The 13,075-nt window shown below is 67.0% G+C and carries 13 protein-coding genes; 11 read left to right on the plus strand and 2 right to left on the minus strand.

Annotated elements, in window-relative coordinates:
* The first annotated feature begins 65 nt into the window (after positions 1-65).
* From V7066_RS16195 to V7066_RS16210, 4 genes are all read left to right on the plus strand, one after another.
* The gene (locus V7066_RS16195; RefSeq protein WP_334184016.1) at positions 66-746 is read left to right on the plus strand and encodes a 2'-5' RNA ligase family protein; all 681 of its coding nucleotides are present in this window, start codon (positions 66-68) and stop codon (positions 744-746) included.
* A 96-nt stretch (positions 747-842) separates the two neighbouring features.
* Positions 843-1,166: a DUF485 domain-containing protein gene (locus V7066_RS16200; protein ID WP_334184017.1), complete on the plus strand. Its 324-nt coding sequence runs from the start codon at positions 843-845 to the stop codon at positions 1,164-1,166.
* Positions 1,163-2,872: a cation acetate symporter gene (locus V7066_RS16205; RefSeq protein WP_334184018.1), complete on the plus strand. Its 1,710-nt coding sequence runs from the start codon at positions 1,163-1,165 to the stop codon at positions 2,870-2,872. Before V7066_RS16200 ends, V7066_RS16205 begins: the two co-directional genes overlap by 4 nt.
* A gap of 97 nt (positions 2,873-2,969) precedes the next feature.
* Positions 2,970-4,214: a phospholipase A gene (locus V7066_RS16210; protein ID WP_334184019.1), complete on the plus strand. Its 1,245-nt coding sequence runs from the start codon at positions 2,970-2,972 to the stop codon at positions 4,212-4,214.
* 25 nt (positions 4,215-4,239) lie between these two features.
* Here V7066_RS16210 and V7066_RS16215 read toward each other — a convergent pair whose 3' ends face one another.
* Together V7066_RS16215 and V7066_RS16220 are read right to left on the minus strand one after the other, a co-directional pair.
* Complete coding sequence (locus V7066_RS16215; RefSeq protein ID WP_334184020.1) at positions 4,240-5,715, minus strand: GGDEF domain-containing protein; 1,476 nt, start codon at positions 5,713-5,715, stop codon at positions 4,240-4,242.
* A gap of 85 nt (positions 5,716-5,800) precedes the next feature.
* Positions 5,801-6,940: a Gfo/Idh/MocA family protein gene (locus tag V7066_RS16220; protein ID WP_334184021.1), complete on the minus strand. Its 1,140-nt coding sequence runs from the start codon at positions 6,938-6,940 to the stop codon at positions 5,801-5,803.
* 123 nt (positions 6,941-7,063) lie between these two features.
* Here V7066_RS16220 and V7066_RS16225 point away from each other — a divergent pair, with 123 nt between their 5' ends.
* The 7 genes from V7066_RS16225 (at position 7,064) to V7066_RS16255 (ending at position 13,040) form a co-directional block, all read left to right on the plus strand.
* The gene (locus V7066_RS16225) at positions 7,064-7,447 is read left to right on the plus strand and encodes a c-type cytochrome (protein ID WP_442947335.1); all 384 of its coding nucleotides are present in this window, start codon (positions 7,064-7,066) and stop codon (positions 7,445-7,447) included.
* Positions 7,444-8,505: a sugar phosphate isomerase/epimerase family protein gene (locus V7066_RS16230; RefSeq protein ID WP_334184022.1), complete on the plus strand. Its 1,062-nt coding sequence runs from the start codon at positions 7,444-7,446 to the stop codon at positions 8,503-8,505. Before V7066_RS16225 ends, V7066_RS16230 begins: the two co-directional genes overlap by 4 nt.
* A gap of 63 nt (positions 8,506-8,568) precedes the next feature.
* Entirely contained in the window at positions 8,569-9,873 is a 1,305-nt protein-coding gene (locus V7066_RS16235; RefSeq protein ID WP_334184023.1) for an MFS transporter, read from the plus strand.
* Positions 9,870-10,796, plus strand: a complete 927-nt coding sequence (locus tag V7066_RS16240; protein ID WP_334184024.1) for a hydroxypyruvate isomerase family protein — start codon at positions 9,870-9,872, stop codon at positions 10,794-10,796. Before V7066_RS16235 ends, V7066_RS16240 begins: the two co-directional genes overlap by 4 nt.
* A 17-nt stretch (positions 10,797-10,813) precedes the next feature.
* Entirely contained in the window at positions 10,814-11,641 is an 828-nt protein-coding gene (locus V7066_RS16245) for a 3-keto-disaccharide hydrolase (protein WP_334184025.1), read from the plus strand.
* Positions 11,638-12,198, plus strand: a complete 561-nt coding sequence (locus V7066_RS16250; protein ID WP_334184077.1) for a gluconate 2-dehydrogenase subunit 3 family protein — start codon at positions 11,638-11,640, stop codon at positions 12,196-12,198. The genes V7066_RS16245 and V7066_RS16250 overlap by 4 nt, the downstream gene beginning before the upstream one ends.
* Positions 12,195-13,040: a sugar phosphate isomerase/epimerase family protein gene (locus tag V7066_RS16255; protein ID WP_334184026.1), complete on the plus strand. Its 846-nt coding sequence runs from the start codon at positions 12,195-12,197 to the stop codon at positions 13,038-13,040. The genes V7066_RS16250 and V7066_RS16255 overlap by 4 nt, the downstream gene beginning before the upstream one ends.
* Positions 13,041-13,075: the final 35 nt, after the last annotated feature.

Consider the following 13,075-nt stretch of genomic DNA (forward strand, 5'->3'; position numbering starts at 1 on the left):
TGCCAGCCGGGGCACCGGGCACTTATGGCTGCGATCCATCCATCTATCCGCCGGGAATCCTTCCGATGCTGCGTTACGTCATTCCAGCCCTCCTCGCGACTTTCGGCGCCGCGCTTCCGGCAGAGGCCGAGGAGCGGCTCAGCATCGACATCTACGCGATCCCATCCCGCCCCATCGTCGATGCGGTGGAGAAGGCCAGCCGCGACCTTGCCGGGCGCGGCATGACAACGTTCTTCGCGAAAGGCCAGGCGCCCCATGTCACGCTCTACCTCACCCAGTATCCGGCGGATGCCGCACCCCGGCTGAAAGCCGCCGTGGCCGCCGCCGCGCAAGACTGCAAGGCGATCCCGCTGACCGTCCGCGGCACCGAGCTTACGGCTTCCAACTGGCTGTTCCTGCATGTCGAACACAGCGCCGACCTGCAACGGCTGGCGGACCTCGTGACCCTCGCGGCCGAACCGCTGCGCGATCGCACCGTCACGCCGCCCGGCTGGATGAGCGCCTATCCGGCCAAGCTCCCCGCCTTCGAACGCTACGGCTCGCCCAACGTGTTCACGCAGTTCGAGCCGCACCTGACCCTGCTCGCCAACGAGAGCAACCCCGGGCTTGCCGGGTTCATGGCCGACATGGCGCGCACCCCGCCCGCCGCGACCGGCGCCGTGGACGGCATCGGCATCGGCCTCGTCGACGGTGACGGGCAACTGGTGAAGACCCTCGCCGAGTTCCGCTGCACCGGCGGCGCCTGACCGCAACCCAGCGGCGTTCCCACAATACCATTGCGTTTCAGAAGGCTGGAGGCATAGTCTCCCCCGATAAAGCCGGAATGAAAAGGGCATGAGGACGTGGAGAGCGAAAACGATACCGCGATGTCGTTGACCGAGATCGCCTCGGATCCGCGCTACCGCGAACTGGTCCGCCGCCGCGCCCGCTTCGGATGGATTCTGACCGGGGTGATGCTGGTCGTCTTCTTCGGCTTCATTCTGGTGATCGCCTTTCGCAAGGACCTGCTGGCCCGGCCGATCGGCGATGCGACGACGACCTGGGGCATCCCCGTCGGCCTCGGCGTGATCCTCGTGGGGATCGTGCTCACCGGCCTCTACGTCCTGCGCGCGAACCGCGATTTCGACCCGATGGTAGAGGCGATTTGCAAGGATGCCGCGAAGTGAGGGGCGGTCTCGGCGCCGCTGCGCTCGCTCTAGCCTGCTGCCTTCCTTTCCCCGCCCTTGCCGATGCCCTGACCGGACAAACGCAGCAACAGGCCACGAACTGGCCCGCAATCCTGATGTTCGGGGTCTTCGTCCTCGCCACCCTCGGGATCACGCGCTGGGCCGCCAGCAAGACCCGCACCACCGCGGACTTCTACACGGCAGGCGGCGGCATCACCGGCTTCCAGAACGGACTGGCGATCGCCGGTGACTACATGTCGGCGGCCTCGTTCCTCGGCATTTCGGCGCAAATCTTCGCCGACGGCTATGACGGCCTGATCTATTCGACGGGGTTCCTGGTCGGCTGGCCGATCATCCTGTTCCTGCTGGCCGAGCGCCTGCGCAATCTCGGTCGCTACACTTTCGCCGACGTCGCCTCGTTCCGCTTCGCCCAGACCCCGGTGCGGCTCTTCGCCGCCTCCAGCACGCTGGCCGTCGTGCTGTTCTACCTGATCGCGCAGATGGTCGGCGCGGGACAGCTCATCAAGCTGCTGTTCGGGCTGCCCTATTCCTATGCCGTCGTGATCGTCGGCGTGCTGATGACGCTCTACGTCCTGTTCGGCGGCATGATCGCCACCACCTGGGTCCAGATCATCAAGGCGGTGCTGTTGCTGGGCTGCGCCACGCTGATGGCCTTCGCCGTGCTGGCGAGCTTCGGCTTCTCTCCCGACGCCCTCTTCGCCCGCGCGGTCGAGGTGAAGACGGCCCTGGCGGTCGATGCCGGAGCCGATCCGGCGACGGCGGCAGCCAAGGGGCGCTCGATCATGGGGCCCGGCAACTTCATCAAGGACCCGGTCTCGGCGATCTCCTTCGGCATGGCATTGATGTTCGGGACGGCGGGCCTGCCGCATATCCTGATGCGCTTCTTCACCGTCCCCGATGCCACGGCCGCCCGCAAGTCGGTGCTCTGGGCCACCGGCTGGATCGGCTATTTCTACATCCTGACCTTCATCATCGGCTTCGGCGCGATCGTGATGGTCGCCACCGAACCGGCCTTCCTCGATCCGGCGACGGGCGCCCTGCGCGGCGGCGGCAACATGGCCGCACTCCATCTCGCCGATGCGGTCGGGGGAGACCTGTTCCTGGGCTTCGTCTGCGCCGTCGCCTTCGCAACGATCCTTGCCGTCGTCGCCGGGCTGACCCTGGCCGGAGCCTCCGCCGTCAGCCACGATCTCTACGCCTCGGTCCTGCGCAAGGGACAGGCGAGTTCCGCGGACGAACTGCGGGTATCGCGGCGGACAGTGCTGGTGCTCGCGGTCGTCGCGATCCTGCTCGGCGTCCTGTTCGAGAACCAGAACGTCGCCTTCATGGTCAGCCTGGCTTTCGCGCTGGCCGCTTCGGGCAACTTCCCGGTGCTGCTGCTCTCGGTGCTGTGGAAGGGTTGCACCACGCGCGGGATCGTATGGGGCGGGTCCATCGGGCTGACCCTGGCGCTGGTGCTGACCGTGCTTTCCCCGGCGGTCTGGGTGTCGGTGCTGGGCCACGAGGAGGCGATCTTCCCCTTCACCTCGCCGACGCTGTTCTCGATGCCGCTCGCCTTCTTCACGATCTGGATCGTGTCCCGGCTCGACCGCAGCGGCCGTGCGGCCGTCGATCGCGCGGGCTATCTCGAACAGCGCGTCCGTTCCGAAACCGGGATCGGTGCCGCCACCGCCAGCACGCACTGACCCCGCTTCCCCCGCAGCGCTGCGCCGAGGGGCTTGCCCGCAAGGGAGAAAATCATGCTACGGTGGGCCTGATCGGCAACGGACGGCACCTGCATTCATGACGAAGCGTTTCACATCGGCATCCTCGACCGCCCTCGGCGCAGCCCTCGCGCTCGTGGCGCTGCCCGGCTCCGCCCTGGCGCAGGAAAGCGTCGAGCGGCTGATCGGCCATGTCGCCCCCGGCGAGGACGGCGGCGCGCAAGTGGACGTGCGCTTGCTCAACACCGGCACCGCTGCCGTCACCGCCGAACTGCCCGAAACCGTCGAGGCCCGGCTTTCCCGTCCCGGCGCCTTCGGCCGGGGCCGCACCGTCACCCTGCACCGCGACACCGCGACGCCCGCCGCGCTCCCCGTCGCACCCGGCAGCTTCGCGAGCGCCCGCTACCGGCTGGCGGCGCCCGACGTCGCCGACGGCGCGCTGCTCTCGGTGCCCGGCTGGGGCGGCCAGTCGGTAACGCTGGCCGTGGCTCCGGCTTCCGCCCCCACGGCATCCCCGAATGCAGCGGAAGTCAGGGTCGCCGCCGCCGATCCCGCACCAACGCAAGTTCCCGCCACGCCGCCGCCGAGCGACCGCACCGTGGGCAATGCCTTCATCGAGAACATGAGCGCCTACGAGCCGATCTACGCCGTCTACGGCCCCGGCACCGACGACGAGGCGCGCATCCAGCTCAGCTTCAAGTACCAGCTGTTCGGCAGCCGCGCGCGGGCGGACCGGCCCGCGCTGGGCGACGGTCTGTACTTCGCCTATACCCAGCGCATGTTCTGGGACCTCGGCGCGAATTCCTCGCCGTTCCGCAACATCGATTTCCAGCCCGAGGTGTTCTACATCACCCCGCCCAAGGCCCTGTCGGACAAGACCACGGTCAGCGCGCAAGTGGGGCTGCGACACGAATCGAACGGGCGCGACGGCGTTTCCTCCCGCAGTCTCAACACCGTCTACCTCGCCCCGGCGGCAGCCTTCTCGCTGAGCGGCGATCTCCGCCTGACGGTGGCCCCGCGCGCGTGGTTCTACGCCGGAGATCTTTCGGACAACCCGGATATCCGCCGCTATCGCGGCAATACCGGCCTGTTCGTGGAGATCGGCGAGGCGGACGGGCTGCGCTTGTCTTCGTCCAGCCGCTTCAACTTCGGCAGCGGCAAGGGCGCGATCTCGGCGGACCTGTCCTATCCGCTGCGCCGCCTGCTGGGCGGCGGCCCGGACTTCTACCTCTTCGCGCAGAGCTTCGCCGGCTATGGCGAGAACCTGCTGGACTACAACCGCCGCGTCACCCGCCTGCGCGTCGGCGTGGCCCTGGTGCGCTGACGGCAGGACCGGCGCGAAAACGCGATCAAACCGCTTCCAGCACCCGTTCCATCTCCCTGCCGACGCGATTGCGCCCGCCGCGCTTGGCCTCGTAGAGCGCGCGGTCGGCGCCATCGATCAGCGCCTGAGCATCGGCGCTTCCGGGCATGAGCTGGGCCAGCCCTATGCTCACCGTCACCCGCCCGCTCGGCGCAGGCGACGCAAGATGCATGTCCTCCACCGCCGCGCGCATACGCTCGGCCAGCGGCACCGACTGGCTCGCCTCGGTCCGGGGCAGGATCACGGCGAATTCCTCGCCGCCGTAGCGCGCCACCAGATCGCTGCCGCTCCTCGCGCAGGCCTGGAGCGCCGAGGCGACGCTGCGCAGTCGCACATCGCCGACCGGGTGGCCGAGATGGTCGTTGAGCAGCTTGAAATGATCGATATCGATCATCAGCAGCGCCAGCGGCGTCCGGTCGCGCTGCGCACGCAGCACTTCGCGCTGGAGCACCTCGTCGAACAGCCGCCGGTTCGCCACCCCCGTCAGCGCATCGTTGTGCGACAGGTGGGTCAGGCGATCCTGCTCGTCGTAGCTGCGCAACTGCACGAGCACGCTGCGAACCCCGTAGCCCGCCGTCGCGAAGAAGGCCCCGGTCAACACCAGCGGCACGTCGTGGGAGACGAGCAGCGCCGAGACGGTCAGCAGCGTGACCGGGATCATCAGCGGACTGCCCGCCTTGACGACCAGCGCAAATCGCCGGGACACCGCAGGCACCGGGAACCGAGGCGATCCCGCCGCCGCGAGCGCGAGGAACAGGAACGGCAGGTCGACCAGAAGGTCCGGCCAATGGCCGAACTCGGTATCCGATTCGACATGGTTTATATAGGCCGCGACCAGCATATAGAGGCCCGCATAGACGGTCAGCACCCGCAGGAACCGGCTTTGCGCGGCATCGGTGCAGGCGGCGAGGCGGATGGCGGCGAAGACCAGGATATAGATGTTCTCGATGTCGAACATCAGCCGCAGCGCGACCGACCCCGCCACAGCCGTCCCGGTCATCGTCGACATGATCGAGACGTATCGGAAGAACACGTAGCCCAGCGCCGCCGCGAGCAGCGCGTCCACCACGCGGACGTACCACGCTTCCTCGGCCGGGCTGGTGAGGGCGAAGATGATCGGCACGCCGTAGAGCACGTAGAGCAGCATGCTCAGGCTCAGTTCGCTTTCGACCTCCAGCGCCATCAGGCCGAGCACGGTGGCGGCCATGCCAGCCGCCCAGAGCAGCATGGCGAAGGCCAGCGGCAACCAGCCCTCCCATCCGTCCCGCTTCGCCCGCAGCATGCACAGGATGCCCGCCATCACCGGGGTGCCGATCAGGAAAACGAAGGTCCCGGGAGCCGCCCCCGGTCCCGCCAGCAGGACGAGACCGTGCACCGCAAACACGAGCAAGGCCGCCGGGGCCACGAACCTGGCCGTGGCGCCCTCTCCCCCCGCCGATAGAAGACCGGTATCGACTTTCATGGCCTTACCCACGCTGACCGCAATCCGGTAAGACCCTAGATCCCAAAGGTTAAGCCATTGCTGCGCGCCGGATGACGGGGCAGCGTCATGCGCCGGTGAGCGGCGTCCACTTCCGATCCGATGCCGCATCGGCGATGACGCTCTCCACGAAGGCCATCGTGCGCAGCCCGTCCCCGACCGAAGGGAACGTGCCTGCCATGTCCTCACCGGCAATGCGCTGGGCGAAAGCGCGGTAGAGGTTGGCGAAAGCCTCGATATAGCCTTCCGGATGCCCCGCAGGCGTGCGCAGGCGGCGCAAGGTGGACTCGCCAAGCCCCGGCCCGCCTGCGCGGACGATCTCGGTGGGGCGATCCAGCCAGCGCAGGACCAGGCTGTTCGGCTCCATCTGCGACCATTCCAGCCCGCCGCGCTCGCCGTGGATGCGCAGTTTCAACCCGTTCTCGTCCCCGGCGGCGACTTGGGTGGCGTTGAGGACGCCGCGCGCGCCGTGGTCGAGGCGAAGCAGCACGCTGACATCGTCGTCCAGCCTGCGGCCGGGGACATGGGTCGCAAGGTCCGCGCAGAGTTCCTGCACCCGCAGCCCCGAGACATGTTCGGCAAGGTGGAAGGCATGCGTGCCGATATCGCCGAGACAGCCGCCAAGCCCGGCGCGCGCGGGATCGGTCCGCCATTCCGCCTGCTTGTTGCCGTCCCGGTCGATCGGCTGGCTGAGCCAGCCCTGCGAATATTCGACCTGGACCAACCGGATCTTGCCGAAATCGCCGCCCGCCACCCGGGCGCGGGCCTCTTCCACCAGCGGATAGCCGCTATAGGTGAAGGCCAGCGCGAAGTGGCGGCCGGAACGCTCCGCAGCCTGCGCAATTGCCTTGGCCTCTTCCATGTTCAGCGCCATCGGCTTTTCGCAGAAGACGTGGAAACCGGCGTCCAGCGCGGCGATCGCCATGGGGGCGTGGAGGTGGTTGGGGGTGACGATCGACACCGCATCCACCCGCTCTCCATCCGGCAGGGCGGCTTCCGCCGCCAGCAGGGCTTCCAGCGAGGCATAAGTGCGATCCGGCGCGATACCCAGCCCTTCGCCCGAGCGGCGATTGCGTTCGGCATCGCTGCTGAAGGCCCCGGCCACCAGCCGCCAGTCGCCATCCAGAGCCGCCGCCGCACGGTGGATCGCCCCGATGAAGGCGCCCTCGCCGCCTCCGACCATGGCCAGACGCAAGGTCCGTGTCATCACCCTCTCCTTTTTCTTCGCTTTCGATAAGCCGCTTATTTCAGGCCTTGATCCGATATGATTTACCGGTAAACGTAAGGCAACGAGAAAAAATGCAACAATAAATAAGACGGAGAGTCGAGGATGCGCATGACAGCAAGCCTCTGCCTGACACCGATCGTCGCTGCCGCGGCGATGTTCACCGTGCCCTTCACGGTTCAGACTGCCATGGCACAGGCAGCGCCTTCCGCGTTCAATGCCTGCCGTGCCTGCCACAGCGTGGAAAAGGGCGGCAAGAACGGCATCGGCCCCAACCTGAACGGCGTCGCCGGCAGGCAGTCGGCCTCGGCCCCCGGTTTCAATTATTCGCCGGCGCTCAAGGGCTCCAAGCTGCGCTGGGACGATCAGAGCCTCGACACGTTCCTGGCGGCACCCGCAAAGAAGGTGCCGGGCACCCGCATGCCGATCGGCACGCCGGACCCGGCCAAGCGCGCGGCGATCATCGCCTATCTCAAGAGCCTGAAATGACGGAACGAAAGGCCATGCGCGGCCCGGCAGTCTTCCTGGCCCAGTTCATGGGCGACACGGCTCCGTTCGACACCCTGGACAATGCCGCGCGCTGGATGGCCGAGGCCGGCTACAAGGGCATCCAGGTGCCGAGCAACGATCCCCGCTGCATGGATCTGGCCCTGGCGGCGGAAAGCCAGGACTATTGCGACGAACTGGCGGGACGGTGCCGCGAGGCAGGCGTCGAGATCACCGAACTGTCCACGCATCTTCAAGGCCAGCTGGTCGCGGTCCACCCCGCCTACGATGCGGCGTTCGACAATTTCGCCCCGGCCGAACTGCGCGGCAAGCCCGCCGAACGGCAGGCCTGGGCCGTCGATCAACTCAAACTCGCCGCCAAGGCCAGTCGCCGCCTGGGACTGACCGCACATGCGACGTTTTCCGGCGCACTCGCCTGGCCCTTCGTCTACCCCTGGCCGCAGCGCCCGGCGGGTCTGGTGGAAGAGGCCTTCGCGGAACTGGGACGCCGCTGGCGGCCCATTCTCGATGCTTTCGAGGAACAGGGCGTCGATCTCTGCTACGAACTTCATCCGGGCGAGGATCTGCACGACGGCTTGACCTTCGAGCGGTTCCTCGATGCCGTCGGCGGCCATGCGCGGGCCAATATCCTCTACGACCCCAGCCATTTCGTGTTGCAGGCGATGGACTATCTCCAGTTCATCGACATCTATCACGACCGCATCAAGATGTTCCACGTCAAGGATGCGGAGTTCAACCCCACCGGGCGGGCGGGCGTCTACGGCGGCTATGCCGACTGGATCGATCGTCCCGGCCGCTTCCGTTCGCTGGGTGACGGCCAGGTCGACTTCACCGGCATCTTCTCGCGCCTGACCCAGTACGGATACGCAGGCTGGGCGGTGCTGGAATGGGAATGCTGCCTGAAGCATCCCGAGGACGGCGCCCGCGAAGGCGCGCCTTTCATCGAAGCGCACATGATCCGCCGTCCGGAACGCGCGTTCGACGATTTTGCGGGAGGCGGCGACCCCGCCGACAATCGCCGCTGGTTGGGGCTGTCCTGACAGCAAGACAAGAATGACCCCGACAACAGATAACACGCGGGGCAAACGGGTAGAGGATCGGGCATGACGGGCATAAACCGGCAAAGACTGTTCTGGCTGAGCGTGCTGGCGCTGTTTACAGCGTCGATGAGCGCATCGCTGCGCGCCGCCGTGGCAAGCAGCCTCAAGGCGGAGTGGATCGATCCCGTCGCACCCATCGCCGCCGGGGAAATGATCGGCGCGGCGCTGGGTTCCGCTTTCCTCGGCTTTTCGATCACCGTCTTCGTGGTCAGCGCGGTGCTGGACCGGATCGGCATCCGCCGCGTCCTGATCGGCTGCGGCGTGGCCTTCCTGATCGGCACGACGCTGATCGTGGGCGCGGGCCTGTTCGCCACCGGCATGGCCGTCTACCATCTCGTCTGGCTGGGCATGCTGCTGAGTGGCATCGGCTGGGGCTTCGCCGAAGCCTCGATCAACCCGCTGACCGCGCGGCTTTATCCCGAAGACACCACGCATCGCCTGAACGTCCTCCACGCCTGGTATCCGGGCGGGCTGATCGTCGGCGGTCTTGCCGGGGTGTTCCTCGCCCCGCTGCTGCCCTGGCAGGCGATCATGGCGCTGGTCTACCTCCCCGCCGTCTTCGTCATCCTGATCGGCGCGACGACCCAGTTCCCGGAACCTCCCGCTGCCGCCGGTAGCCGGGCCATGAAGGACATGATGCTGGAAGTGGTGCGCCGCCCCAGCTTCTTCGTATGGTTCGGCGCGATGTTCCTGACCGCCTCCTCGGAACTGGCGCCCGGTCAGTGGATCGACGTCGCGCTCAGCAACCGGGTCGGCATGCGCGGCATCCTGCTGCTGGTCTACGTCAGCGCCCTGATGTTCGTGTTTCGCCACTTCGCCGGACGGATCGCCGGTCGCCTGTCCAATCCGGGCCTGCTCTGGGTTTCGAGCCTGCTGGCCGCGATCGGCCTGTTCCTGCTGTCACAGGCACAGTCGCCGGTCTCGGCGATCCTCGCCTCTACCGTCTGGGGCCTCGGCGTCTGCGCCATGTGGCCGACGATGCTGGCCTCCGTCGCCGAGCGCTATCCGCGCGGCGACTCCTGGGCGCTGGGTCTGGTCGGATCGGCGGGAGCCCTGGCGAGCTTCTTCGTATTGCCGCGCCTCGGCGAGATGTTCGACCAGGCGAAAGTCGAGATCGCGGGCGGACCGGAAGCCTTCACCCGGTTGAGCGGCACCGCGCTGCGCGCCGTGGAAGACGCCGCCGCCTCGCAGTCCTTCGCGCGGCTGACCTTCGTGCCGCTGACGCTGCTCGTCGTATTCGGCGCGGTCTGGCTGGCCGAAAGGCGCGCCGCCCGACCGAATGCTCCCGTCGCGGAGGGCGCGGCATGAGCCTGACCCGTCGCTCCGTGATCGCCAGCGGCCTTGTCGCAGCCGCCGCGCCCGCTCTTTCGGCAGCGACCGGCAAAGTCGGAAGCCCGGGCAGCTCCAATGCCGCGCATTTCTCGCTCGGTTATGCCCCGCACGAAGGCAGCTTCGCCAGCCGGGGCGGTCTGCTCGAACAGATCGCCTTTGCCGCCGACCAGGGCTTCCGCGCCTGGGAGGACAACGAGGCGCGCAATCGGCCGGTAGAACAGCAGGAGGCCATGGCCCGCGCCCTGTCGCAGCTGGGGATGACGATGGGCGTCTTCGTCGCCAGCATGCCGAAGTGGTCCGATTTCCGGCCCGTGCTCGGCGGCAACGACAATGGCGACCGGGAAGCCTTCCTGGCCGATATCCGCACCTCGATCGAGGTCGCAAAGCGCCTGAATGCAAAGCACATGACGGTCGTGACCGGCTTCATGGACCGCAAGGTGCCCGAAGCGATCCAGACCGGACGGATCATCGACTGCATGCGCCGCGCCGGAGACATCGTCGCGCCGCATGGCCTGGCTCTGGTGATGGAGCCGCTCAACACGCGGACCAACCATCCCGGCGTGTTCATGCAATCGATCGCGCAGGGCTATGCCGTCGCGCGGGGGGCCGACAACCCCGGCGTCAAGGTTCTGGCCGACGTCTATCACGAGCAGATCCAGTCCGGGAACCTGATCCCGACGCTCGACGCCTGCTGGGCGGAGATCGGCTATATCCAGTTCGGCGACAATCCCGGCCGCAAGGAACCGGGCACCGGCGAAATCAACTACGCCAACATCGTCCGCTGGCTGCGCGCCCGTAACTATGCCGGGGTCATCGGCATGGAACACGGCAACTCGCTGGCCGGACGCGCAGGCGAGGAGCGGCTGATCGCCGCCTATCGGGCCATCGACAGAACATAAGCAAGGGGAGCGAGAGGATGAAGATCATCCCAATCGGCGTGCTGGCGGCCGTCACTATCGGCGCCTGCTCATTGGTCGAAGCGCAGGACAAGCCGGGTTTCAAGGACACGCCGATGCTGCCGGGCGGCCAATGGCACGTCCATGATCCGGACCGACCGGCACCTGCCGTCATCACGCCCGCGCCTGTTCGGGATGGCGCGCCATCCGATGCCGTGGTGCTGTTCTCCGGCACCGCGCTCGACGCCTGGCGCGGCGAGCGCGGTCCGTGGACGGTGGAGAACGGCGTGATGACCGTTCCGCCCCGAGCGCAGAGCGGCGGCGAGAACAACCTGATCTCGAAGCAGGAATTCGGCGACGTCCAGCTCCATCTGGAATTCCGCTCCCCCAATCCACCCGAGATGAGTTCGCAGGACCGGGGCAACAGCGGCATCTGGTTCATGCAGCGCTACGAGGTTCAGATCCTCGACAGCTATGAGAACCCGACTTACGCCGACGGGACCGTGGGCGCGGTCTACGCCTGGAAGCCGCCGCTGGTGAACCCCTCCCGCCCACCGGGGGAATGGCAGAGCTACGACATCGTGTTCGAACGCCCGCGCTTCGACGCGAAAGGCGGTCTGGTCCGCCCCGCCTATGTCACGGTGCTGCTGAACGGGGTGCTGGTGCAGAACCATCAGGCCATGCTGGGCACCACGGCCTGGCGCAAGGTCGCCGCGTATCAGGCGCACGGCGACAAGGCCCCGATCCAGTTGCAGGACCACAACTCGCCGGTTTCCTTCCGCAATATCTGGGTTCGGCCCCTCCCCGAAGAGGCCATTGCCCAGGACCTGAAAGGGGTACAACGATAATGGATCGCAGAAATGCGCTTGGCGGCATGCTCGCCCTGTTCGGCGCCCAGGTCTTCGCCCCGCTCGCCCGCGCCGCAGGGCTCACGGCGCCTCCGGCTATCGACCAGGGCGTACCCCGTCTTCAGGTCTTCACGCCGGACCAGCGGGCGCTGATGACCGCCCTTTGCGAGCGGGTGATCCCCACCACCGACACCCCCGGCGCCATCGCCGCGGGCGTTCCCGCTTACGTCGAGAAACTGCTGGCCGACTGGGCTTTGGCGGAAGACCGCCTGCCGATCCTGTCCGGTCTGGCGGAAATCGATGCCCGCAGCCGGCAGGACTACAAGGTCCCCGCCGTCCAGGCGAAGCCCGAGCAGCAGGACGCCCTGCTGACCCTGGCGATGAACGATCAGATTCCCGATGGCGAGGAGTTCTTCAAGGCGTTCCGGCAGATGGTGATCGTCGGTTACTACACCTCCGAGATCGGCATGACGCAGGAGCGCGAATACCTGCCCGTCCCAGGCGAATACAACGGCGCCTTCCCCTATTCTCAGGTCAACAAGGTCTATTCGGCATGATCCTCAATCGTCGTTCCCTGATGCTGGGCGCCGGCGGCGTTGCCGCGCTCGCCACGCAGCCCCTTATCGCCGGTCTTGCCCGCGCCGCGCAGCTCCGCAGCATCGGGCTGCAACTCTACACGGTGCGCGAACTCTTCACGGCGGATCCCGTCGCCACGCTCGAGAAAGTGGCGAAGATCGGCTACCGTGAAGTCGAATACGGCGGCGGCGGCTACGATACCATGGACCATGCGCTGCTGCGCAAGACCATGGACCGGCTCGGTCTGAAGGCGCCGTCCATCCACGTCGGCTACGATGCCCTGCTGGACAAGTTCGACGCCAGCGTCGCCATGGCCAAGACCCTGGGCGGGGACACGATCGTCCTGCCCTACATGGTCGATAAGTACCGCAATGCCGCGGCATGGGATGCCGCGCTGTTCAATATCAACCGCTTCGGCGAGCAGTTGAAGGCAGTCGGCCTCGGCTTCGCCTATCACAACCACGACTTCGAATTCACCGTGAAGCCGGACGGCGTCAGCCTGTTCGACCGCCTGGTGAAAGCCTGCAATCCCGCGTTCGTCAAGATCGAACTCGACCTCTACTGGGCGATCTATGCCGGTCAGGACCCGCAGGCCCTGATCCGCAGCCTGGCCGGGCGCATCTATGCCTATCACGTCAAGGACATGCGCCCCGATCGCAGCATGACGTCCGTGGGTCTCGGCACGATCGACTTCGCCTCGATCTTCAAGCTCAACGGCCTGGCCGGAGCGCGGCACTTCTACGTCGAGAACGACCAGTCGCCGGCGCCCTATCTGCCGGACATCACCAAGAGCTTCCAGACGCTCAACACCCTCAAGTTCTGATTTTCCGAGTCATCAGGTGTTTCCACCTGATTAGA

The organism is Novosphingobium sp. (assembly GCF_036820275.1).
Lineage (GTDB): Bacteria > Pseudomonadota > Alphaproteobacteria > Sphingomonadales > Sphingomonadaceae > Novosphingobium.

Bases quoted from the DNA above. Each gene is read 5' to 3' on its own strand.
- V7066_RS16245 (WP_334184025.1), top strand. From the start codon at position 10,814: ATGAAGATCATCCCAATCGGCGTGCTGGCGGCCGTCACTATCGGCGCC.
- V7066_RS16215 (WP_334184020.1), bottom strand. From the start codon at position 5,715: ATGAAAGTCGATACCGGTCTTCTATCGGCGGGGGGAGAGGGCGCCACG.
- V7066_RS16235 (WP_334184023.1), top strand. From the start codon at position 8,569: ATGACGGGCATAAACCGGCAAAGACTGTTCTGGCTGAGCGTGCTGGCG.
- V7066_RS16255 (WP_334184026.1), top strand. From the start codon at position 12,195: ATGATCCTCAATCGTCGTTCCCTGATGCTGGGCGCCGGCGGCGTTGCC.
- V7066_RS16240 (WP_334184024.1), top strand. From the start codon at position 9,870: ATGAGCCTGACCCGTCGCTCCGTGATCGCCAGCGGCCTTGTCGCAGCC.
- V7066_RS16225 (WP_442947335.1), top strand. From the start codon at position 7,064: ATGCGCATGACAGCAAGCCTCTGCCTGACACCGATCGTCGCTGCCGCG.
- V7066_RS16220 (WP_334184021.1), bottom strand. From the start codon at position 6,940: ATGACACGGACCTTGCGTCTGGCCATGGTCGGAGGCGGCGAGGGCGCC.
- V7066_RS16210 (WP_334184019.1), top strand. From the start codon at position 2,970: ATGACGAAGCGTTTCACATCGGCATCCTCGACCGCCCTCGGCGCAGCC.
- V7066_RS16195 (WP_334184016.1), top strand. From the start codon at position 66: ATGCTGCGTTACGTCATTCCAGCCCTCCTCGCGACTTTCGGCGCCGCG.
- V7066_RS16230 (WP_334184022.1), top strand. From the start codon at position 7,444: ATGACGGAACGAAAGGCCATGCGCGGCCCGGCAGTCTTCCTGGCCCAG.